We start from the raw sequence: 23,015 nt of genomic DNA, 5'->3' as shown, positions 1-23,015 counted from the left end.
TCGAGGACAGCGATTCCCCCGGGTCGCTGTCCTCGACGGGTTCTGGGCCGAGCCGGGTCAGTCCTCGGCAGCAGCGCCGTCGTCGTCGGGCGAGTCGGCGGGGGAGTCGTCGGCCCGCGACCCGGCCACGCCCCGGCTGCCCATCGTGTGGCCGAGCTGGAAGCGGGTGGCGGCGCCGTACTCCTCCTTGAGGTCGGCGACGTAGCCGGCGTACGTGCGGGGGCTGACCCCGAGGCGCTTGGCGGAGACGGGGTCGGCATGACCCTCGATCAGCATGCGGATGGTCATCGCCCGCTGCTCGGCGGCGATGTCCTTCATCATCGAGGTCTCGCGGTTGGTGAACGGCCGGGCCCGCTCCCAGGCCCGCTCGAAGACGTCGACGAGGTAGGCGACCACCGACGGCTCGCGCACCGCGATGGCCAGGGTGTGGTCGTCGGTGGCGGGGATGACGACCACCCGGCGGTCGATGACGATCATCCGGTTGAAGAACTCGTCCAGGGTCCGCACCTGCGCCCCGAGCGCGCCGACGGCGGCGACGTAGGTGTGGGTGACGGCGCTGCGCCGCGCGCTGTGCTGGTAGAGCGTGCGCATCTTCACCCCGCGCGCCAGCGCCGCGGTGTCGCGCAGGGCGGCCTCGGCGAGGGTCTGCGGGTCGCGGCCGGTCTGCGGCTGCGCGGTGAGCAGCTCCTCCTCGGTCTCGGCGGTCAGCGCGGCGATGTAGGGCCCGATCGCACTGCCGCGCAGGTAGGTGAACGGGCCGCGCCCGGCATCGGCGGGCGCCCGGCGCCACGACTGGCGCGCCGAGCCGAAGGCGGTGGCCCACTGCGACGACTCCTCCAGCAGCCGGCTGCCCTCGGTGCTGAGCGGGCCGACGACGCGCGACTGCACCGCGGCGGGGTCCTCGGCCAGCCACGCGCCGCTCTCGTGGTCGCGGCCGACCAGGCCGAGCTCGACGAGCAGGTCGAAGGCCGGCCGGGTCGGCGCATCGGCGGCCAGGCGGGGGTCGTCGTCGGGGAGGCCGGCGGCGGCCACGACGACGTCGTACAGCGCGAGGCACTCCTGCTCGAAGAGCGCCCGCTGCTCGGGTCCGAACGCCGCCACGAGGGCCTCCTGCCTGGGGTGCGGGGTGTGCCTGGGGTGGTCTGCCCCCGCGGTCCGGCGGGCGTCGCCGGGCGCGGGTCCCGAGTGCTCGGATGATGACACAGGCGACGTCGCGGAGGCCCCGTGCGCCCCGTGGGGGCGCGATGATGGCCGAGGTTTTGCCCGGCGGGAATTGGATCGATCCAGCCGAGAACGGGGGCCGGACGTGCCGGTTTCGTTGTGGATCGATCCAACGGCCCTGGCTTCGTGACCAGCACGAACGGTGGATAGCGTGCCCGCCAAGCAGATCCTCGAAAGGCGAATACTGACATGGTCGATGTGGAAAAGGTTCTCGACGAAGCGGGTCTGAAGAACCCGCGCGTCCGCGAGTACGTCGCGTACTGGGCGGGGGTGACCGAGCCCGACCACATCGAGGTGGTGGAGGCCGGCGACGACGCACGGCTGGTGGCCGAGGCGCTCGAGGCCAGCGAGCTGATGCCCGCCGGTGAGGGGCTGTACTACTCGCGCAGCTACTTCAAGGACACTGCGCGCTCCGAGGAGCGCACGATCGTGGCGACCAGCAAGCCCGAGGACAAGGGCGTCTACAACAACTGGCGCGACGCCGAGGAGATGACCTCCAGCCAGCTCGAGCGCATGCGCGGGCAGTCGCGCGGCAAGACGATGTACGTCATCCCCTACCTGATGGCACCCCCCGGCTCGCCGCTCGAGGCGTACGCCGCCGGCGTGGAGCTGACCGACAACCGCCCGGTCGTGCTGCAGATGATCCGGATGGCCCGCGTCGGCACCGCCCACCTCGACAACCTCGCCGACCCCGACACGTTCGTGCGCGCCGTGCACGTCACCGGTGACCTGGAGAACCTCGGCCAGGGCACCCCGGAGGACCAGCGCTACTTCGTCACGGTCGCCGACCAGCGCACGATCCTGCACTTCGGCTCGTCGTACGGCGGCAACGCGCTGCTCGGCAAGATCGCCCACGGTCTGCGCCAGGCCTGCTACGACGGCCGCGCGTCGGGGAAGTTCCTGGCCGAGCAGTTCATGCTCCTGGGCATCACCGACAAGGAGACCGGCAAGAAGTACCACGTGTGCGGCGGCTTCCCGTCGGCCTCGGGCAAGACCAACCTGGCGATGACGCTGGCCCCTGACGCCATGGGCGACCGCTACCACGTCGACTTCTACGGCGACGACATCGCGTGGCTGTGGGTCGGCGACGACGGCCGGGTCTACGCGATGAACCCCGAGAACGGCGTGTTCGGCGTCGCCAAGGACACCAACGAGCTCACCAACCCCACCGCGCTGGACTCCATCAAGCCCGGCAGCGGCGCGATCTTCACCAACGTCGCCTACAACCGCGACACCGAGGAGGTGTGGTGGGAGGGCAAGACCAAGCAGCCCCCGACCGACCTCGCCGGGTGGGAGGACTGGAAGGGCGAGAAGATCTCCGACCGCGAGGCCGGCGACGACTCCCCGTGGGCCCACCCCAACAGCCGGTTCACCACGACGCTGGCCAACGTGCCGAACGTCGCCTCCGACTTCGAGGACCCCGCCGGCGTGCCGGTGGACGCGATCATCTTCGGCGGACGCACCCGTGACCGCGAACCGCTGGTGCGCGCGATCGACGACCTCGCCGAGGGCGTGTACGACGGCCTGACGCTGGGCGCCGAGGCGACCTTCGCCGCCGACGGCCTCGACGGCCAGCTGCGCTACGACCCGATGTCGATGCGGCCGTTCATGGCCTACGCCGAGGCCGACTACGCCGCGCACTGGCTGAAGATCATCGGGGCGGCGAAGCACCAGCCGGTCTTCGCGCACGTCAACTGGTTCCAGCGCGCCGAGGACGGCCACTTCCTTTGGCCCGGCTACCGCGAGAACCTCCGCCCGCTGCTGTGGCTGGTGCGCTACGCCGCCGGCGAGGTGACCGGGCGCCGTACGCCGGTCGGCGTGCTGCCCACCGCCGAGGAGCTCGACCTCACCGGCCTCGACCTGCCCGCCGACGAGCTGGCCCGCATCCTCGACATCGACGTCGACCGCTGGCGCCAGGAGATGGGCTTCCGCGAGGAGCACCTCCAGCAGTTCGAGGGCCTGCCCGAGGCCATCTGGGAGGCCCACCGCCGGGTCGCCCAGGACCTCGAGGACGCCGCCGGCGCCTGACGCCGCAGCCGACCGGGCCCGATTTCGACCTCGGAGCCCGGTCGGCTATCCTCGACCAGTCGTCGCACCGGCCCGCCGGACCGCACGACCCGCGCCTGTAGCTCAACGGATAGAGCATCTGACTACGGATCAGAAGGTTTGGGGTTCGAATCCCTACAGGCGCACAAGCCGTAAAGGCCCCTGACCTGGTGTTCCACTGGGTCGGGGGCCGTTTCGGTTCCGGCGGCGGGGCGCTGATGCTAACGGTTTGCTAACCGGGCTGAGCCAGAGCCGCCATGAACCGGTCTCGAGGCCCTTCTACCGGGACTCAATGATCAGCGCGTGATTCGAACGATCACGTATCGGCTCGTCGGCCGCGCCTCCTCAATGGGGCACCGTCGGTGACCGCTGACCGCTGGCGGATCGCGGCTGGCTGCTACGACATTGTGCTGGCCCAGTCGTCCCGCGCGGCCACCGGCACGGCCAGGTCCGGATGAGACGCCACCGGTGGCGCAGGTGCGGTGCAGCTGCGCTGAGCGGCGGTGGTCACCTGCGGCGGGCCGTACTCCCAGGGGACAGGAGATTCGTCAAGTCCTCTTCAGACACTGCCCCGTCGGCGCACGGGTGGCCGTCGAGTGGCTCGCTGAAAGGTGACTTGGCGGCCGACCGCGTAGAGGGCGGCGTCACGACCCTTGCCACCGGTGATCTGGGCGGTCTTCGCGGCCAGCTCGACACCTTTGCGCATCGTGAGCGAAGTCGGCGCAGAGGTTGAGAGCACGCTGCGAGCGGGTGGGCGGGCGGGTCGGGGTCGAGGGAGACGATGGGGGCGGCGCCGACCAGCTGCGCGACCTGCACCGCGGCGTGCCAACCCTGCCGATCCCAACCGCCGGTGGACTTATAGGCGCGGAGCTGGGCGGTGTGGACGACCGCGGTGTAGAGCTGGAGACGGCGTCGGCGAGGATCGCGGCGTGCTCCCTCGGAGACGTACTCGTGAATCCGGGCCAGACCCTGTACCCGGTTGTAGAAACAGTCAGCCGTCTGTCCAGATATGTGGGTCGGGTCGGCAAACAGACTCTACGTCGCAGAGCCGGGTTTGAGGTTTGCCCGCATGTTCGCTCATCTCGCTCCGCCCCTTTGGGGCCCCTACGAACCGAACAAGTGACGCATTCGGGCGCCCCACCACTGTCGGTGGGCCCGGTCATACTGCCCAGGTATGACCCAGCAGCAGACGGCTGTACTCCAACGGACGCGGTCGCGCCGTGACCTCGCCAATGCCGTTGTCGACGGCCCTAACGGCTCGCAAAGCGTCGAACTACCCGACAGCCGGGACGAGGCGCGAAGGGTCAAGGTGCGCCACGACGGCCGCTTCTGGTGCAGCACGCAGGCCCAGGGGTGCGGCGGCGAACTCCTGGTTGCGGCTGGGCCCATCAACGTGGCCCACTTCCGCCACCGTAACGGCGCGGGCGATTGCTCTCTCGCAACCGATAGTGCCCGCGCCAGCCGCTCGTACGCTCACCTGAACATTCAACTGGCTCTCGTGGCGTGGCTGGCCGATCAGCACCTCAGTGCCACTATCGAGCACGATTTTGGGCCCGACGGTCGAGCGGACCTCCACGTCGTCGTGGACGGTCGCCCGCAGACCATCGAGGTCCAGCTGTCACCGATCAGCGATGAGTCCTGGCTTGAGCGCGACCAGCGCTACCGCAACCAGGTTGACCATGTCACCTGGCTCTACGGCCCCCTGGCCGAGAGCGCCGCGGCGACCGAACGCGCACACCGGCATCACGCCCTCTTGCTGCGCTCACCGGAGACCGCCGGTGCGGGACTACGCGGGCCCCACGACGTTGCCGAGTTGGAAATCGGTGTGGCCACCGAACTGGGTGAGGCCTGGTCTGCCCTAGGGGAATGTCAGTTGCACTCGACCGGCTTCTGGACACCAACCCTCGATGCGGCGCTCGATGACGTTGCCGCGGCACGAGGAGAAGCTGCAGCCCGGGCCGCGGCGGCGCGTCGTGACGCTGACCGGCGTGCTGCAGCCGTATCCGCGCCGCCGCCTCAGCCAGCCCTCCCTCCAGCGGCAGCCACCCAGAGCGCGTGGGGAGGTAGATACGGCACACTGAGCTGGTTTCGTAGCGTCTTCCCAGAACACGCGAGCTGGGAACCGGTCGAGGGTTGGGGATGGGCCGACCACCTCGACGCATCCGACCAGTGCGCCGCCAAACTGCTGGCATATGTCGTGAAGGTGCTCTACGCCAGCGGACCCGTGACCATGCTGCGCCCTGCGGACGCACCGGCCAGCCCACGGATCGTTGACGCGCTCGCGGCGGCCGGTCTCCTCGACCGTTACGACCACCTCGGCGTCGAGCGGTGGCGCCGGCCCCCCGGCTAACCGGCCTTCGCGCGGCCTGCGATGCACACGGCTTACGACGACCCGCTGAAGGATCGGACCAAGGTGACCATGACCTGCGAGCGACCTACATCCGAAGTCACGCAGGCCGAGCAGCCAGAACCGACCGTCTGACCATTGGGTCGGTTCAAACGGTTGGAGACCATCTACGACCCCCGGCGGGGGATCTGCGCGGCGGCGCCGCGGACTTGTTCGGCGAATGCAGGTGGCCCCGGGCCTAGGGGGGTCCGGGGCCACCGTTCACGCGGCTGCAGCCAGATCAGGCGTAGGTGTAGGTGATGGTGATCTTCGGGTCGGCGTGGAACGCCCACCCCAGAACCCGCTGCACACCGGCGGTGTTGTCGGTCTGCGCGTCGGTGGTGACCGCCGGCTGACCAGGCAGCGCCTCAACGACGGGAGCGTCCACAGTGGCGTTGAAGTCCATCGGGAACACCACCGTGACGCCGAGTCGAACGTTGCTCGTCGGCGCCAGGCTGAGCTGCGGGGCGTAGACCGTGAACTGGTAGCGCTTGTTGGTCTCGTCGATCGGCACCAACTTCTGGCTGGCGTGGATGCGCAGGACCTGAGGGCCAGCCGGCAACTTGATGTCGGCCACTTTGTACCTGCCGGCCTCGCGCTCAAGCTGCGCCTTGAGGTCGTCCTCGAGCGGGATCCCCGCCTTCACGAGCACCGGCTGGAGGATGCTGGCCCGCCCCTTGGGCACGCGACTGAACGTCGCGGTCGTGTCGAAGTCCTCGTCACTCGCCGACACGCAACGGACGAAGGCGGACGTGTCCTCCTCGGTCTGCATGGCGAGGACCAGGCCGTAGGTTCCGTCCTCGGGCACATCGACCTTTGCCGTGATGGTGCTGTTCGCGACGTCGTAGGACTCCGCCCCGAACTGCCGCACCGGGGCAACCGATTCGACGTCGACGTTGACGGACTGCCAGCTGACCTGGAGGTCAGTGGTGATCTCAGTAGGCATGACGCCTACCTCCATTTCTGGGCACAAGGTTCTGTCCAGAGCCGTGTCGCTGGCCGCACCTGACCTGTTCAGGACGCTGTGAACCAACTAACCTCAGGCATTCCGGTAGCAACGGATGCAGGAGGCTCGGCCTGGAGACCCAGGCTGGGCCTCTTGCGCTTCCTGCCACGGTCTCACGCTGTGCTGACGCCCACAAGGCCCGTTCTTCACTTTCAGTCCCAAAGTGCGCAATGAGGTCGGAGTGGCCACTTCGCATTAGGCGGTTGTGCTTCACTGGGGGCATGGATCTTGCTGAGTCACGCGCGTACGAGGACGTCACTACGATGTCGGGCGAGCTCAGACGCGCTGGCGTATTGGCTGCCTGCCATGACCTGTTCGCAACGGTGTGGTCTGCCAACATCGCTCGACACGAGCCTGACGAGCTCGGTGACACCGCGATGTCGCTGGGGCTGCAAACACATCAGAACTTCATCACGCGCGCCGAACGTCGTTTCTTGCACGACGAGCGCGAACCTCAGGAGTCTCACTGGCACATTGACGGACTGACGGTGGCGCTGTCGGGCAACGCGTTCGCCTTGAACTTCAACGGTGCTCATGTCTCGGTGATGAAGACTCCCTATGAGCACGGGCGCGATCTGCGCCTATACGAGCTAGGGAGGTGGGACGGGCGCAGTCGCCTCAGGGCGGAGATGGCTGACCGGAACTCGGCCGCCCTCGGTGACTACCGCAGCGGCCACCTGGGGGATGTTCCGCTCTTCGAGGACCCTGCAGCAAGGTGCGGGGCTGTACGCGACTTCCTTCTCATCTTCGCCGGTGAGGCGACTGAGGCACTGACTGCGGCGTGGTTGGGTGTTCCAGTGTGGGGCGAAGTCCCGGTGATCGCGGCGCAGCAGTTGTGGTTCGACGAGTTCAGTGCGGCCCCGCTCGCCGAGGCAAAGGTCCCGGCCGCGGACGGGACCAGCCCTGAGGCCCGTGCGGTGCCGCCCCTGACAGTCACTCTCAAGCCGCGTGAAGCGTGGGAGAATCTGCAATGACGTTGAACCCGCGCGGAACTGCCGGCGTTCCGAACTTCGATGGCAACCGTCTGCAGGTGGCTCGTCGCCTCCGGCGCATGACGAAGGCCGAGTTGGCACGTTCGGTCGGAGTGAGTCCAACAGCGATCGGCCAGTACGAGAAAAGTGTTCGACCCAGTGCTGCTCTAGTCGCCGAGCTCGCGCTTCGGCTCGGCGTTCCTAAGGAGTTCCTAGGGGCTGGCCGTGCCGTCGAGCCGCTCCCGGCAAGCAGCGCCCACTTTCGCTCGCTACGTTCCACGCCAGCCTCAAGCAGGGAGCAAGCTCTCGCCTTTGGCGAGCTGTGTTTGGCGACGGCCGACCTGATGGCGGGCTACGTCGAGTTTCCGCGCCGGAACCTCCCAGTGGTCACGCTTCCCGCGCATCTCACCGAGTCCTGTATTGAGGACGCCGCGAAGCACACGCGGGAGCATTGGGGTATCGCGGAGGGGCCGCTGCCGTCCGTTGTGCGTCTGCTCGAGACCAATGGCGTGCTGGTCGTTCGTTTGCCCCCAGAGACCGACCGCAGAGTCAGCGCTTTCTCCTCGGACGCCGGGAGTCAGCCGATCGTCTTGCTGGCCTCTGACAAGGCCGACAGGGCGCGCGGACGGTTCGACGCGGCCCATGAGTTCGGCCATCTGCTACTGCATCCAGATGTCGAGCCAGGGTCGAAGTTGGTTGAAGAACAGGCCAACCGCTACGCGGCCGAACTGCTGATGCCCCGCAAACAGATCATTGACCGGCTACCGCGCCGCATCGACTGGGCAAGGTTCCAGGACCTGAAGCGCGAATGGGGGGTCAGCCTGCGAGCGCTCGTGTACCGCGCTCACTACCTCGGCGTCTTGTCAGAGGCATCATATCGCCGGGCGAACCAGCAACTCTCACTATGGGGGCGCCCCGAACCAGGCGACCTAGGTGCCGCTGAAGCACCGCAGCTGATGGGGCTCGCGCGGAAAGTCATGCTCGACGCAGGTATCGACGTGGACGCAGTCATGGGTGCCGGTGGTCTGGTCGGGGAGCCTGCAGAGCTGGTGTTGCGGGCGAGCGCCGAGGAGAAGCCGCGGCTGTCCCTAGGCAGTTAGCGCGCGGGCCAGCATGACTCCGCGCCGCAAAGTCGTATCCGGGCGTCTTATGCGGGCCGCTTGGCCGCGTAACGTAGAGGCGCAGCCGCCCCTACCGCTTCTACTTCTCATCGCGCGAGCGCTAGGAACGTAGAGGCGCAGCCGCCCCTACCGCTTCTACTTCTCATCGCGCGAGCGCTAGGGAGGCGCTCACGAGGCGCCTTGAGTCCGACATCGACGGCGACGCGGTCCAGGGCAATCGGTGGTCTAGCGGGGAACCCGCCGAACTCGACCCCGTCACCGCCGACGGCACCGTCAGCCACGACGCCGACCCCAAGAGGGACCCCGCCGATGACGGCAGCACCCGCTGCGGTGTCACCAACAACACTGCGCAGGGCAACGACGTTCTGCCTATTTCAACGCCTCCGGTGAGCGGGCCCAGGTCGACCGCCCCGCCGGCGGCGATCTGACCGGAGCCTCGGTGGGGCGAACGCGCTGGATCGTTGAGTTCGTGTCCGCCGTAAGCCTGGCGCTCGGTGTGCTCGCGCTTCTAGTTGCGATCGTAGGCCTCTTCTAGTGAGTGGCATCTCTCGCACAAGCGGCCACTTCGCCGTCCGGCAGCAATCACCGGCACCCGGGGCGCTCATGCATCAGCGGAGGCGTCGAACTCGAGTGACGTGCTCTAACAGCAGTTCGTGAACCGTCGCCTGTATGTCCTCCCCAAGCGACCACGTGCGGGGGTCGAAGATGCTTTCCCAGCTCCGCTCGATCTCCGTGCGCATGTCGTCGGGCCACTCGTGCAACGCGACGCAGCCCAGACCGGCTGCGTCCACACGGGCGTTGAATCTGTCGAGCGCTGGCTCGGCGCGAGCCCACCATTCCTCGATGCCCTCGCCGGGGTGTGGTGGGGTGTTGTACTGACGGTTCAATACCTGGTGCCAGTCGCCGAAGTGCGAGAGCAGGACGTGGTGTCGCGGGACGACTGCGGTGATGACGACGTCGTCCCCGCTCGCATGGCGCAGATTCGCCCTGATGGACGAGCGGGACGTCCTCGCCCACAGCCATACAGCCGTCTCGCCACTCGTCGGCAGGCGCCGTCGCATCGCATCGTCCATCCACCGGTAGGCGTCGGCGAAGGCTTCCTCGCGGCACGATGGCGGGGTACGAAGGGTTCCGGTCTCAATCAGCTGCTTGAGAGCTGCCTGATTCTGAATAGTGATGAGTCCGAGGGCGGGAGCGTCCAGTGGGGTTGACCAACGGCGGGGGACGGCTCGCCATCGAGCTACCGGGCGCGCCGCGGGCGTCTTCGGGCCGGATCGAATGTGGTCCACCTCCGCTCGTTCTCCACCGAACGTCCGCAGCGACCCTAGTCACCCATTGCCGCAGCGAAGACGTCCCCCAGTCCTTGCGCGCGTTCCTGCAGAACCTTGGCGTAGACCTTCATCGTCACGGTCGCATCGCCGTGACCGAGGCGGTCGGCCACCTCGTGAGGCGGGCGGTTCGCGCTGAGGAGGATTGTCGCGTGCGTGTGCCGGAGGTCGTGGAAGCGGAGCCGTGGGAGCCCGGCGTTGCGACAAAGGGTCGGCATCAGCTTCGAGGGCGTATCGAGGTGGATAGGTTGCCCGGCTCGGGTGGTGAAGAGGTATGCCCCGTTGCCGCTCCATAGCTCACCGGCCGCAAGTCGCTCGGCGGCCTGCTCCGCCTTGTGTGCTCTGAGGCGGAGCACGGTTGCGGCGTCGATGCTCACGACCCTGCCGCGGCCGCCCTTCGGGGTGCCTTCTACTACAGAGCCGCCAGCGAAGGACCTCGTGCCGCGGATGTGAATCCGGTGCGCCTCGATGTCGATGTCTTCCCAACGCAGGTACAGCAGTTCGCCGCGGCGGGCACCGGTGTACAGGGCGAGGTGGAACAGGGCGCCGAGCCGGTGCGTGTTCGCGCTCGCGAGGAATGTTCTGACCTGGGTCGGGGTGAAGACGCGGTGCGCCTCGGACTGCTGCTCGTCGCGCGTCGTCGCCCGAGGCCTTGGAGGAAGCACGGCCCGCTCGGCCGGGTTGCTCCCGATGACCTGCGCCATAAATGCCGAGCGGAGAGCGCTGCTCAGCGTGCGGTGAACCGCCTGCACCGATCGCCACCCAAGAGCACCGTCGTTACGACCGCCGGACTCGCGAAGACTGGCGTACAGGCCGGTTAGCGTGGCCGGTCGCACGTCCTGCAGCAAGGTGCCGCCCATACGCGGGAGGACGTAGTGCTCAACGTGGTAGCGGTAACCCTCCCGAGTCTTGGGCTTAACGTCGATAGTGTCGACCCAGCCGCGCAGAAACTCGCTCAGGGTCAGATTGCTCCGTTCGATGTGCCCCCCATTTCTCACGGCGACGCGCTGTCGGTCGCGCTCAGCGACAGCAGCGGCCCGCGTAGCGAAGCCGCCCTTCCACACGGGCTTGGACTCGCCGGTGGCCGGGTTGCGCACCCGAATGACGTACGAGTAGGTATTGCCGCGCTTGATGATGCCGTCTTTCAGCTTTTGCGTGGTCATGCCGCTACCGAGGTGATCTCGACACCGGCAACGGGTGTCACGGTCGACGTCGTGGTTCTCACAGGCGACATTCCAAGCGCCGAAGCCTCGGCCTGTCTATGAATCGGTGCCGCAGCGGCCTGGTAGAACTCGTGCGCGTGCTCGTAGGACACGAAGGCGGGTACGGGTTCTAGGCCCGCTCGCCTCAGCCGATCACGGACGAGCCGGCATCGATACTCGCGCCGCTCACATTCCAGTCGGGCCTCCTGGTCCGCCAGCAAGGTCGCCATCCCTAGGTCCCACAGGACGTCCTGATCGGCCCGTTGCTCGGCCTTCCACTTTCCTCCCTCCGTTGTCGCTAGTGCGACGTCCTGAAGTTTCGCGAGGTGGCGTCGGATGGTGGACGGGGTGAGACGCAGGCTGTCTGCCAGTTGTGTTGTAGTCGACCCCTCAGGACAGAGAGCGAGGGTCTCGTAGACGCGTCGCGTCGCCTCTCCAAGGGCGCGATGGGTCCAACTGCCGGCGGACATATCTCGCGCAAGTTCGAGGGCCGGTGACCTCGAGCCCAATGCACACACGCTCGTGACGGTGCCGGGAACCTCGCGAGCCCACTCGGTCGGGTCCTCGACACGAAACCGCCTGCTCGAAGCGCCTGCAGCGTCGCCCGCAACACTCAACAAATTGTCAGCCAGTAGGTGGTCGAGCGCGCGACTCGCCTCACTCTTCGACAAGCCAGCATCCTTTGCCGCCTGCCGGACGGACATCCCCACCAGGCGGCGCGGCGAGTCGAGGTGCTGCCCAGTGCTGATGAGGACCGTCATGACCCGGTACGCCGAGGGTGACAGCTCCGATCGAACAGCGTTGAGGGCGGTGCGGGCCCGATCCAGGATCGCAGCGTCCTCGTACCCGCTCGAAGACGTCGTCACCGCCAGTGGGTTAGCGGCGACGAATACTCTGGCGCTTCGCCATTCTCGCTGCAGGAACTGTTGCGCCCGCGCCCGTCGCTTGACCATTGCGGCCCGTACTAGCTCGGACTCGCTCGAGACAACCGCTGACCGGAACCCGGCAAAGTCATCGCCCCGGTTCACCGCCGTGACAGCCAGCGCTCGGATCTCCTCCGATCCGGAGGGGTACGTGCGCATAGCCGGGCCCGCCGGGGTACGGGTCGATTGCGACTCGGAGCCCGTGATCAGCGGCTGGGGCTTGGAAGACTTCGTGCGGAGAGCGTTAGCCAAGGCGATCAGGTGGTCTGGATCGTTGCCAAGTGCGAACAGCGCCCCGGCCGACGTGACATCCCCTAGCACAGTAGATGCGCCACTGCCAGAACGATGCGGAGCGAGCGGCGGCCTGACTGCGCCTTGCTTGGGGTTAAGGACGGGCGAGGTGTCGAGGGTGGGCAACAGCCCCGCGAGGCCCATTGCCAGGTCATGGACTACCCGCGCTTGAGCTCCGGGTGTACTGACCTTGAGCCACACGTGCACCCCGCCCTCGGGTCCGCTCCGGGTCATGAGGCAGTGGAGGCCAGCTTCATTCAGCATCTTGGCGGCGGCCGTGGCGTCACGCCACACCGCGGCGGTGCCTCCCTTCTTGACATCGAAGTCGAGAGCGACGCATTGGAAGCGTCCATGGAACGCCAGGGGCACGGCGTAGGCGGCCCGCGCCACCGTTGCATCGAAGTATGCGAGATCGCCGGCGTCGTTGCCGGGCAGAACGGGGCGGACCAGCATTCGTCCATCGGAGTCGTTCAGTGCCTCGATGATCGAGACCTGGAGGTCGTAGTTGTCGGCTGTGTGGGTCGGGGTGGTGTGCATGGCGCGCATCCCATGACGCGGAGCCATCTAGCGTCTCGTGCTAACAATGGTTGGCGTCAGGCAGTGGCGAGGTGCGCCGCTGATGCGGACCGCGCATCGCTGGGACAGTCAGCCAACACACGCCCCCTTAGAGGTGCGGCTGACTGTCCCGGGCACGCGCGCGCTGAAGGGCAGGACAGGATGCCGATGCCCGTTCCGCGGCCTCACCCGCCGTACCTGGACTGTCAGGCCGTCCGCATCAACTGGTCGCAGTCGGGGCATGTTGCCAGGCGGCCCGCCGGCCTCGAGCGGCTGCCAGCCGGGAGAACACCCGGGATGAACTGGCCTCGACCTACTACCGGCGCGCCGTGCCGCGCCGCGTCGGACAGATAGAAGAGCAGGTATAGGCATGACGCCTCTGACTCCAGCCGCATTCACCACCGCAACGAGGCAGAGCAGTCTCGAACGAGGACGCGGGGTGGAGGAAGGTCGGAGACTCACCCGGCGGCCGGCCACCGACTGGCGCCCGCAAGGTCAGAGCGGTCGCCGACTCATGCCCGTCATGCACGAACCTTCGGCAGTTGTTGTGGTTGTTGGGGGTTGTTACGCGCGTGCGTGCACGCACGCGTTGCCTGTGTTACATGAGCGCATCGCGCCGCGCGGCCGACGCATGGGAAGCGTTGCCCGGCCGTGTGATGTGGGGCGAGAGGTCGTTGGTCGCTACGGTCACTGCTGGTATCCAAGGAGCGCAGTCCGAGTGCGGCTGTCCGCGGCGCCGTCGGCGGGCGGGCCGCGGGTAGGAGCTCTGGCCAGGGGTCGCTCGTCGGTCGGGTAAAGTGGCGCCTCATCGCGCGTATTCTCTCGGGATGGCTCCCGTCGTCACGTTTGTACCAACGCCGGACTACGTGTGCGGCCGATAGTCTTCGGCCGTTTTAGACGCAGCGCCGGCTCGAAGGTGACGCCGGGGGAACTGGCGGTCAACGCGGACCCAAACCTTGAGCTGGCAAGCGTAGATTCCTTTCGAGAGGATCCGCCTTCAGCCCACCAACCGGCGGCCGGAGGTGTGCAGGTTGGCCATCATCTGGCCGCCGAACTAGCCGTAGAAATGCAACGTCTCGCCGCGGACACGGCACTGGAGATCGACCGGGTGGCAGCAGCCGCTGAGACTGAAGCGCACCTGTCCGCCAAAGCCGTCGTCGCGGACGAAGCAGACGGTGAGGAGATCGACTCGCACTTCTGTGCGGACACCCTTCGAAGAAGCGAATACCTCCCACGAGAGCAGGAACGCGCCGCGCTCACACCTGGCAACGACGGACTGCCCACATGCAAACTCGTGAGGGTCCACGACCAACTGGTCCTGGCGTCAACCGCGGGACTGATCAACCCGAAGAGCCCCTTCGCGTACAAGGTGGGGATTTACTCATTCTCGGTTAGAGGAACCAGCCACTACGAGGCCGCGGAGCGCCAGGGTGACCTGTCGCCAGGTCGGCAACTACGCTTGGTGCGCGAGCCAACGAACGAGTTCGATCCCAACGCTCTGGCCGTCTACGCCTGGGGCGGCCGCGCCCCCGTCGGGTATGTCAACAAGCTGAACGCGAAACGGCTGGCGCCGCTGATCGACGCTAGAGCCGACGTTGTCGCCCTAAGTCTGCGCGGCTCTCCACCAGGCGTCACGGGGCTGGTGCCGTACGTGCTGGCAGCCGAACGCCGGCTGATGAGACACCTACTCGACGACACCGGCATCGCGTTGCGGTAGTTGCGCGCATGGGTCGGTCTACGTCAGTCCGGCCGCGGGCATCCGTCGCACAAGGTCGTCCAGGAGTTCGATCCGGCACGGCGCGCCGGGGACATGCCCCGGTACTCGTTCGCCGAAGCCCGCACCAGAGTCTCTGGTTGACACGGCCCACTCCTCAGACCCGACGCACGATGCACCTCAACCCGGTGGTGTGAACGGCTAGTTGACCTTGCCCAGGGTGCTGCTGTCGGAGTTCGTAACGCAGCGGCCCGCTACGCACTCTTGGATGACGACGAAGGGGAAACCGTTCAGACCTTCTGAGCTCCCGAGGACGACCTAGGTCGCGGCTGTCCGCGGCGACGTGTGAGTCTGGCAGTGGGCGCAACCGCGCGGCACCCGCCAACCGCGCTCCAGCGCCGTTGCAGAAACGTTCACCGGGCACATAATCCCGTCCGGCCTTCGACCGTAACTTTTGGGCTGCGCGGGGCCTTAGAGGAGTAGAAGCGGGCCCGGGACCTCAGGTGCGGGCAACGCTTCCGAAGCGCGCGGGTGCCTGCTTCGCCCCAAACTCGACTAGGAGGCCACGCCATGCCCGGAAGCGTTGTTCAGGAGTACCGACCCATTGCCGTCAGGGTGAACAGGGTGCATGAGTTTGCCCCGTGGGGCCGGTCCACAACCTACAAGTTGGTGCGTGAAGGCCGGCTCCGTACCAGCAAAATCAGTGCAGGGGCCACAGTTGTGCTGATCGCTGACATCGAGGACCTGCTCAGGAACTGCGGCGCCGATGCTGGGCCAGGGCTGTTAGAGCAGTCTCCGCGCGGGCTGAAGGTGGATTGATCAAAACGGACCCGCATGCCTCACGAGGCAAGTGGTCAGATCGGCTCTATAAGAAGGCAGTGGCACCACGGTGGCACAGCTTGCGTGCATCATGCTGCCGGGGCGACTCAGGGTGTGTCTGGGGAGCGCTGGACCAGCTGCGCGACAAGGGTCAGTCGCCTCAAGAACCGGACCTGATCTGGGTGCAAGCGCACAGAGGTTACGTCGGGTACAGCGTCGGGGCGAGGCGCCAGATAGTGGAGGTCCACCGAGTTGTACTCGTCTTCGATCTCGCGAGTGAGTGCGATCTCCTCTCTTCCGTCGATGAACGACGATGCAGTGATGAACCAGGCGTCCCCATCGGGTGAGATGGGTGTGCTTCCGCCGCCGGGCAGCAGCACCCCTGGGCACTGAGCCACGATCTCTCCGAACGGGGTCAGTTCTGCTACCGGGTGGGCGACAACCGCTGCGAGCGCGGTGAGGCTGTCGTAGGTCTTGTCTGGATCGTTTGGGCGATGCAGCGTCCACTTGTTGGGGTCGGAGTAGCTGACCCAGCTGCTGTTCCGCGACATCGCTATGGCCCTAGACCTGCCCTGATCCACCGGGTACAGACACGAGCCACGGCCGGCCGCCAAGCTGAACCTGGGAATGAGATGCCGCCCCCAGCGCCTCGATCATCGCTTGGGTCTGCTCAGCGTCTTGAAGGCCGTCGGCGAGCCATCGAGTCGTTCCTCGTGTCATGGTCACGGTGGAAACCACTGGCTCCTTGTGGGGGACTTCGGTCACGACGTGAACCGCGATCGTGTTCCGGGGATCGTCGTGGTCCTTGGTGATCAGCAGGGTGGTGGCGCCGTCGTCAGAGGTCCGCTGACGCAGCAGCTGTGTTTCACCACCCATCGATAGTGGGCTTCGATCTCGGGTGAACCAGAGATCAAGTTCGACGGGCGGTGCCGGCGGGAGGCCGAGCAGGTCGCGGGCTGCGTCGCGAATCTGGTCGAGCCGGTCCACTATCCCTTCGGCAGTCGCCTCCTCGGCGTCGGCGTCGGTGACGGCGATGCGCCAGCGCCGCGCTGCCAAGGCGACGTTCACGGTGTAGGGGGTCTGAGAGTGGCTCACAACTAAAGTATGCCAACTATTGTGTGCTGACTCGAGACGGTCCCAGCTCGATGGTCTTGGCTGTGCCGAGATCAGACGATGATGCGTGGGCGACCCGGACACGCAATCTTGGTATCGAGATTCAGCGGCTGCGGCTGATTCAGGGCTTGAGCCAAGAACAGCTAGCCCACCAAGTGGGCGTGACCCGCACATACATGCAGCAGCTGGAGCGGGGTCGCGGCAACGGCGGGAGAGCTACGAACCCAACAGTTAGGGTCGTGCTTGCGCTGTGCGGCGAACTTGGCGTGAACGCCGGCCAGCTGTTGGCCGCGGCATCGATGATCGACGACGCCGATGTATGACATCGAGCCGCAAGCTGCTCACAACGCCAAGTCACGTCGATGCGTCGGCTGGCAACCTGCGGGTCGTGAGGGCCGGCCACCCGTCGCCATCCGGGCACCAACTGAGATGGGTCGCGAGTGGCCACGTGCCGGCGGGTGCGCTGTCCGGAGCCTAGGCGGACTGGGCGTGATCTTCCTGTGCTTGCTGCCGAAGCCGATGAGGCCGACGGGTCGAGAAGCACAACCCCTACCGTCATCAACTTGCCGAGCCGGTGCGCCGCCGCCCAGTCCTGCAGCGACGGGGATCAGGGGAGTCACACCACCCGGGAATCCGCAGGTCCGCGCTGAGCTCGAACCAGGTCGCGCGGCGCACGAGAACGGCTCGCATCACCAGGCATCGGAGCTCGGCGCTGGTGGCGACGGCATCGCGCAGCTGTTTGACACTCAGGTAACACCCCGGCGCGCGAAGGACCAGGGCGGTGCAGGAGACCCGTCGGTGCTCAGCAGGTCGAGCTCGCCACGGAAGCATCGTGCACCCTGACGACCGCAGCACCTGTGCCCACGACCTGCACTACGACAACGACCCCGCCGGGGAGGACGACAAGGGGGGCTAGTTGGGTCCACCAGGACGATAAGAGCCGTACCAGGCTAGGCGTCGGCGTGTTCGGAACGTTCGTAGGGGCCGGCTGCATGTCGGCAAGCGGGGGTGGTCACGACGGCGATGCGGGTCCGTGCAGGTCGGGGCGCCCCGACCTGCACGTCCGGTTGTCGTGGTCAGCCGAGCCAAGCAGGACCCCCAAAGCGCGGTACTATGCGCTGCGCCGTCGCCACGTCCGTACCGCCCTCGGCGGGCAGGGCGGACGCCCGGTATCGGTGCCCGACGTGTGCGCCGAGAAGTAGGAGGCGACCGCCATCGAGATCACCGCGCTCCAGGGCGTCCTCGAGCCCGAAGTGGTCCATCACCGAGAGCCCGTCCACGCTCACGCGCGCGGGGTCGCTCCGCGTCCTGTTCCCGGTGGCACGGAGCGTCGCCGGGAGTAGAGCAGTCGCGTTGACCTGACCGCCGCACAATGGCGGACCGGGGTGCGGTAGCCACGGCGTGACGTGCGTAGCTCGATGTGGTGGACCGCGGTGAGCTCGTGGGGCACAACGGCACCGGCGTCACCGATGACGGATCCGGCCACCCTGTGCCCAGAGTAGGAACCTCCGCGCCAACGGTGCTCGGCGCTGCCGCGTCGCGCGCGACTGCCAGGGCCTAGCAGGGGAGTCGTCCTGCCCGGTATCAGGTGGTAGCGGTCCCGCCGTCACCAGCGCGCGGGTTGCTGAGTCAGGCCGTCAGCGTCCTCGGTGTCAATGAGGCGGTAGCCGGTGCGCAACGCCGTCGACACCGCCTCCGTCGCCTCAGCGCCCTCGCTCTGGAGCACTCCGAGACCCAGAGCCGGGATCTTCACCCCGTTGTTCAGGACGATGGTGTGGTCAGTCATGTCGGTTCCTCTCAACTATCGGGTTCCCTGCCAGTGAAGGCGGTGCGGGGTCCTCCGGGAAGGGCGAGCTGGACCGTGGTCCGGCGGACCACCCCAGGACGCGACCTCACGATGTGGTGCTCTCGGCTGAGCACCTGGGCCGGTCGAGCAGGACGCAGCCGCCGCGACCCGATCGCCGCACCGGACACGTCGGCCGCACCAGCGACGAGGTCGGTCAGGTGTAGGCCAGCAGCCTCCCTGTCAGCGTGACAGCCGACCACGAGACCAGGGACAGGACTGCGGCGAGCCGGGCCGGGACAGGCGTCGGCCGGCTGATGTCCCAACCGGCCACGCCGCGGTAGGTGTACCGGTGGAACACCAGGATGTTCAGACCTGCCACCAAGATCAGGCCGAGCTTCCACGGCGCACTGCCGCGATCCGCGATGAGTGTCGCCCCAGGAACAAACATCGCCGCGCCGCTGATCGCCACGACCACGAAGCCGACGCGGGACAGTGGGAGCAGGTAGTCGGCTGCCGTCGTCACCCGGAGCGTCCGCCGGCCCAGACCCAGCAGTCGCAGGTCGAACGCCGCGGCTGCACCGACCAGCAGCGCGATGCCGACGATGTGGACGCTCTCGAGGACCGGGTACAGGTAGGCCGTGCCACGGACGGCCTCGGCGAACCCACTCTCCTCGAGCCAGGAGAGGACGGCGTCCAGGACGAAGGTCCTCACGTTCGTCGCGAGCTGGCGCGCAGGTATGCGGCGCCGCCCCCGACGACGGCCACCAGCGCTGCCCCGAGACCGACCCATACCGCAGCAGACGAGGTTCCGCCGGAGCTCGTCGCGGCCGCCTGACCGTCCACGCTCTCGCCGGGAAAGGCGGGCAGGGCCGGGGTGACTGGCAGCTCCTCGTTGAGCACCTGGTTGACGGGTCGACCGTCCTCCACCCAGAACACGACGGGACGGAACTCGTCGTCGTGGCTCGCGCCGACGTAGCCGACCGCCTCGACGCGCTCCCCCTCGTCCAGCTCCCGGTCGAGGCCCCACATCGACGTGAAGGTCGGCGGCGCGATGGTGACCTCCAGGTCGTCGTGCGAGCCGTCGTAGGACGCCGCGGCGTTGATCGGGTCGCTGTCGACGGGATCCTGCAACCCGTCAGGCAGCTCCCGCTCAGGGCTGTCAGCGGGGAGGTCTCTGTCGATCGTCACGGTGAAGTAGGAGTGCGGCTCGCCCCAACGCACCTGCGAGACGGTTCCCGCGATGTACTGGAGGCGAGTGGTGTCGAAGTCGTCGAACCCGTGATGGGCCCGTGCGACACCGGGCCAGAACACGGCCAGCGCGCTCAGCAGGCCAGCGGTTGCAGCGGCCGGCCCCACTCGGCGGGTCCGGGAGGAGCGGGCGGCGACGGAGACGAGGTGCAAGGGACGTCGGTCCTTTCGGGAACGGGGTGGCTCCTGCAATGACACGCCACGTCGATCCCGCCGGGGAGTCCCTGCCGAGAGGTGTACTGACAGTGCCCCCTACTCGGGTGCACGCGGCGCGACCTGCGCGGCGACGCCTGGGCACCAGTGGATCAGGGGGCCCCGTCGACGAAGGCAGGAAGCGCCTGCGCCTCGTCCTCGAAGCCGAACACCGACTTGACCTCGAGGTACTCCTCGAGACCGAACACGCCCATCGACCGCCCGACCCCCGATTGCTTGTACCCGCCCATCGGAGCGACGGAGTTGGTGTTGGCGCCGTTGTAGGAGACTCTGCCGGCCTTCAACCCGCACGAGAACTCGTAGGCGCGCTTGCGGTCCTCGCCGAAGACGTAGCCGCCCAAGCCGAAGATGGAGTCGTTGGCGATGTCCAGCGCCTCGTCCCCGGACCGGTAGGGCATGACCACCAGGACAGGGCCGAAGATCTCCTCCTTGGCCAGGGTCATGTCACGTGTCACGTCCGCCAGCACGGTCGGCTTGCAGAAGAAGCCGCGTTCGAAGCCGTCGATGCGGCCCGTTCCCCCCGTGACGAGTCGGGCACCTTCGCTGATGCCAGTGGCGATGTGCGCCTGGACGCTGTCGTACTGCTGCGCGTGGATCAGCGGGCCGTGGGTCGTGGCCGGGTCGCGCGGGTCGCCTACTCGCATCTTGTCGATCTCGTCCACGAGGAAGGGGAGGAGGGTCTCGACCTGGCTCTCGTGGACCAGGAGTCGACTGGGGGCGTGGCAGGACTGGCCGGTGTTGGAGAAGCCGCGCTGGATGTTCCAGCGCGCCGCCTTCTCGAGGTCTGCGTCGGCCAGCACGATGTTGGCCGACTTGCCACCCAGCTCGAGGCAGACGCGTTTGACCGTCTGCGCGGCCGATCGGCCTACTGTGACGCCCGCCGTCGTCGAGCCGGTGAACGAGACCAGGTCCACGTCAGAATGACGGGACAGGGCGTCGCCGACGACGCTGCCACGGCCGATGACCAGGTTGAAGACGCCCGGTGGGGTGCCCGCCTCGTGCATCACCTCCGCGAGGGCGACACCTGAGGCCGGCGACGCATCGGAGGGCTTCAACACCATCGTGCAGCCAGCGGCGATCGCGTAGATCGCCTTGATGACCGACGTCTGGATCGGCCAGTTCCACGGGGAGATCAGGGCGCAGACGCCGATCGGCTCGCGCCGGACCACGGTGTCACCCATCCGGCGCTCGAAGGCGTAGGTGCGGATCAGGTCGCGCGCGACCCTCATGTGGCCGGCAGGACCCGTGACCTGCGCCTTGAACGACACGGGTACGCCCACCTCGCGCGCGATCAGCTGGGCCAAGTCCGGCTCGCGGCGCTCGTAAGCGGCGATGATGGCGTCGATCAGCTGCATGCGCTCCTCGACCGAGGTCCGGGAGAAGGCAGGGAAGGCCCGTCTGGCGGCGGCGACCGCACGGTCCACGTCGTCCACCCCGCCTCCGGTGACGACCTCCGCCCACGGCTCCTCCGAGGTGGGATCGACGAGGACGCGCATCCCGTCGCTGTGGTCGGGTGCGACCCATCGGCCGTCGATATAGAGCTGTCCGAACTGCTCCACGGTCTGCCTCCATTGAGCGGTATGAGCGGTGTGGTGCCGGAGTGCAAATGTCAGACTATAAACAGTCGCAGGTACTGTCAATGCGGCGGTAGGCCGGCGTTCCGAACCGCCCCGGCGGGCAGGCGCCGGCCTCGTCCCGAGACTGCGCTGCCCTGCGGCCGCTATGTACATTTGCGACAATTGATCTAAACTGTCCGACGTTTACCAGCACCGGTGTGTGGTCCAGCGTCTCTTCCGAGATCGTGACACCACGGCGCCGCGAAACGAGAGGAGCGGCATGGCCCGCCTGTGCGAGACCGAGGGACTCACCGAGGACCAGTCCGAGATCTTGAAGGCGGTCCGCGCGTTCGTCGAGTCGGAGATCCTCCCGGTCGCCACCGAGCTCGAGCACGCCGACGAGTACCCCACCGAGATCGTCGAGGGTCTCAAGGAGCTCGGCGTCTTCGGGCTGATGATCCCCGAGGAGTACGGCGGGCTGGGGGAGTCGCTGCTGACCTACGCGTTGGTGGTCGAGGAGATCGCGCGCGGCTGGATGAGCGTCTCCGGCGTCATCAACACCCACTTCATCGTGGCCTACATGCTGATGCACCACGGCACGGAGGCGCAGAAGCAGAAGTACCTGCCGCGGATGGCCACCGGCGAGGTCCGCGGGTCGTTCTCGATGTCCGAGCCCGGGCTCGGCTCCGACGTCGCGGCGATCAAGACCAAGGCCGTGCGCACCGACGACGGCTACGAGATCACCGGCCAGAAGATGTGGCTGACCAACGGCGGGTCGTCCAACCTCGTGGCGGTGCTGGTGCGCACCGACGAGGGCGCGGAGTCGGTCTACAAGAACATGTCGACGTTCCTGATCGAGAAGGAGGCGGGCTTCGGGGAGACCGCCCAGGGCGTCACCATCCCCGGCAAGATCGACAAGATGGGCTACAAGGGCGTCGACACCACCGAGATGGTGCTCGAGGGCCACCGCATCTCGGCCGACCAGGTGCTGGGCGGGGAGCCCGGCAAGGGCTTCTACCAGATGATGGACGGCGTCGAGGTGGGCCGGGTCAACGTCGCGGCCCGCGCCACCGGCGTCGCCAACCGCGCCTTCGAGCTCGGCATCGCCTACGCCCAGCAGCGCGAGACCTTCGGCAAGCCGATCGCCCAGCACCAGGCCATCCTGTTCCGCCTCGCCGAGATGGCCACCAAGGTGGAGACCGCCCACGCGATGATGGTGAAGTCGGCGCGCCTGAAGGACAAGGGCCAGCGCAACGACGTCGAGGCCGGGATGGCGAAGTACCTGGCCGCGGAGTACTGCAACGAGGTCGTGGAGGCCTCGTTCCGCATCCACGGCGGGTACGGGTACTCCAAGGAGTACGAGATCGAGCGGCTCTACCGCGAGGCGGCGTTCCTGCTGATCGGGGAGGGCACCGCCGACATCCAGAAGATGATCATCGGCCGCTCCCTGCTGAAGGACTACCGGCTCAGGGCCTGATGCGCGGCACCGGGACGGGTGGTCGTGGTGTGCTCGAGG

18 protein-coding genes and 1 tRNA gene are annotated in these 23,015 nt (G+C 67.4%); 8 read left to right on the top strand and 11 right to left on the bottom strand.

The genetic code is table 11. The features are described from left to right. Positions 1-57 precede the first annotated feature (57 nt). Complete coding sequence (locus AC4OR8_RS02510) at positions 58-1,101, bottom strand: LuxR family transcriptional regulator (protein WP_492163994.1); 1,044 nt, start codon at positions 1,099-1,101, stop codon at positions 58-60. A 309-nt stretch (positions 1,102-1,410) separates the two neighbouring features. On the opposite strand from AC4OR8_RS02510, the gene AC4OR8_RS02505 reads away from it, so the two are divergent. From AC4OR8_RS02505 to AC4OR8_RS02495, 3 genes are all read left to right on the top strand, one after another. Continuing rightward, positions 1,411-3,249, top strand: a complete 1,839-nt coding sequence (locus AC4OR8_RS02505; protein ID WP_492163993.1) for a phosphoenolpyruvate carboxykinase (GTP) — start codon at positions 1,411-1,413, stop codon at positions 3,247-3,249. Between the two features lie 91 nt (positions 3,250-3,340). Beyond that, positions 3,341-3,413, top strand: a tRNA-Arg gene (locus tag AC4OR8_RS02500). 1,028 nt (positions 3,414-4,441) lie between these two features. After that, a complete protein-coding gene (locus AC4OR8_RS02495; protein WP_492163992.1) occupies positions 4,442-5,617 on the top strand; it encodes a competence protein CoiA family protein in 1,176 nt (391 codons plus the stop codon). A 277-nt stretch (positions 5,618-5,894) separates the two neighbouring features. Here the strand turns inward: AC4OR8_RS02495 and AC4OR8_RS02490 are convergent, their stop codons facing one another. After that, positions 5,895-6,599 (bottom strand): hypothetical protein, encoded by a 705-nt coding sequence (locus AC4OR8_RS02490; RefSeq protein ID WP_492163991.1) that lies wholly within the window; start codon positions 6,597-6,599, stop codon positions 5,895-5,897. Between the two features lie 281 nt (positions 6,600-6,880). Here AC4OR8_RS02490 and AC4OR8_RS02485 point away from each other — a divergent pair, with 281 nt between their 5' ends. Continuing rightward, positions 6,881-7,633: a hypothetical protein gene (locus AC4OR8_RS02485; RefSeq protein WP_492163990.1), complete on the top strand. Its 753-nt coding sequence runs from the start codon at positions 6,881-6,883 to the stop codon at positions 7,631-7,633. Then, the gene (locus tag AC4OR8_RS02480) at positions 7,630-8,730 is read left to right on the top strand and encodes an ImmA/IrrE family metallo-endopeptidase (RefSeq protein WP_492163989.1); all 1,101 of its coding nucleotides are present in this window, start codon (positions 7,630-7,632) and stop codon (positions 8,728-8,730) included. Before AC4OR8_RS02485 ends, AC4OR8_RS02480 begins: the two co-directional genes overlap by 4 nt. Before the next feature lie 629 nt (positions 8,731-9,359). Here the strand turns inward: AC4OR8_RS02480 and AC4OR8_RS02475 are convergent. The 3 genes from AC4OR8_RS02475 to AC4OR8_RS02465 are packed head-to-tail and all read right to left on the bottom strand — an operon-like array spanning position 9,360 to position 13,032. Continuing rightward, positions 9,360-10,040: a DUF3841 domain-containing protein gene (locus tag AC4OR8_RS02475; protein WP_492163988.1), complete on the bottom strand. Its 681-nt coding sequence runs from the start codon at positions 10,038-10,040 to the stop codon at positions 9,360-9,362. A gap of 35 nt (positions 10,041-10,075) precedes the next feature. Beyond that, positions 10,076-11,242 (bottom strand): tyrosine-type recombinase/integrase, encoded by a 1,167-nt coding sequence (locus tag AC4OR8_RS02470; RefSeq protein WP_492163987.1) that lies wholly within the window; start codon positions 11,240-11,242, stop codon positions 10,076-10,078. Further along, complete coding sequence (locus AC4OR8_RS02465; RefSeq protein WP_492163986.1) at positions 11,239-13,032, bottom strand: hypothetical protein; 1,794 nt, start codon at positions 13,030-13,032, stop codon at positions 11,239-11,241. The genes AC4OR8_RS02470 and AC4OR8_RS02465 overlap by 4 nt, the downstream gene beginning before the upstream one ends. A gap of 1,084 nt (positions 13,033-14,116) precedes the next feature. Between AC4OR8_RS02465 and AC4OR8_RS02460 the strand changes: the two genes are divergently transcribed. Continuing rightward, positions 14,117-14,767: an HIRAN domain-containing protein gene (locus tag AC4OR8_RS02460; protein ID WP_492163985.1), complete on the top strand. Its 651-nt coding sequence runs from the start codon at positions 14,117-14,119 to the stop codon at positions 14,765-14,767. Between the two features lie 923 nt (positions 14,768-15,690). Here the strand turns inward: AC4OR8_RS02460 and AC4OR8_RS02455 are convergent. Further along, the gene (locus tag AC4OR8_RS02455; protein ID WP_492163984.1) at positions 15,691-16,134 is read right to left on the bottom strand and encodes a hypothetical protein; all 444 of its coding nucleotides are present in this window, start codon (positions 16,132-16,134) and stop codon (positions 15,691-15,693) included. Between the two features lie 10 nt (positions 16,135-16,144). Continuing rightward, entirely contained in the window at positions 16,145-16,678 is a 534-nt protein-coding gene (locus AC4OR8_RS02450; protein WP_492163983.1) for a hypothetical protein, read from the bottom strand. Between the two features lie 50 nt (positions 16,679-16,728). Here AC4OR8_RS02450 and AC4OR8_RS02445 point away from each other — a divergent pair, with 50 nt between their 5' ends. Further along, positions 16,729-17,019, top strand: a complete 291-nt coding sequence (locus AC4OR8_RS02445; RefSeq protein WP_492163982.1) for a helix-turn-helix domain-containing protein — start codon at positions 16,729-16,731, stop codon at positions 17,017-17,019. Positions 17,020-18,302: 1,283 nt separating this feature from the next. Here AC4OR8_RS02445 and AC4OR8_RS02440 read toward each other — a convergent pair. The 4 genes from AC4OR8_RS02440 to AC4OR8_RS02425 form a co-directional block, all read right to left on the bottom strand. Then, a complete protein-coding gene (locus tag AC4OR8_RS02440; protein ID WP_492163981.1) occupies positions 18,303-18,482 on the bottom strand; it encodes a hypothetical protein in 180 nt (59 codons plus the stop codon). Positions 18,483-18,696: 214 nt separating this feature from the next. Next, positions 18,697-19,194, bottom strand: a complete 498-nt coding sequence (locus AC4OR8_RS02435) for a DUF6644 family protein (protein ID WP_492163980.1) — start codon at positions 19,192-19,194, stop codon at positions 18,697-18,699. Further along, positions 19,191-19,883, bottom strand: a complete 693-nt coding sequence (locus tag AC4OR8_RS02430; RefSeq protein WP_492163979.1) for a DUF6152 family protein — start codon at positions 19,881-19,883, stop codon at positions 19,191-19,193. Before AC4OR8_RS02430 ends, AC4OR8_RS02435 begins: the two co-directional genes overlap by 4 nt. Positions 19,884-20,035: 152 nt before the next feature. After that, the gene (locus AC4OR8_RS02425; protein ID WP_492163978.1) at positions 20,036-21,502 is read right to left on the bottom strand and encodes an aldehyde dehydrogenase family protein; all 1,467 of its coding nucleotides are present in this window, start codon (positions 21,500-21,502) and stop codon (positions 20,036-20,038) included. A gap of 277 nt (positions 21,503-21,779) precedes the next feature. Here AC4OR8_RS02425 and AC4OR8_RS02420 point away from each other — a divergent pair, with 277 nt between their 5' ends. Then, a complete protein-coding gene (locus AC4OR8_RS02420; protein ID WP_492163977.1) occupies positions 21,780-22,976 on the top strand; it encodes an acyl-CoA dehydrogenase family protein in 1,197 nt (398 codons plus the stop codon). Positions 22,977-23,015: the final 39 nt, after the last annotated feature.

It is taken from the genome of Nocardioides sp. FY1077 (genome assembly GCF_058681775.1).
The sequence above is the reverse complement of the archived record's forward strand: the minus strand, read 5'-3'. Positions and strand labels throughout refer to the sequence as shown.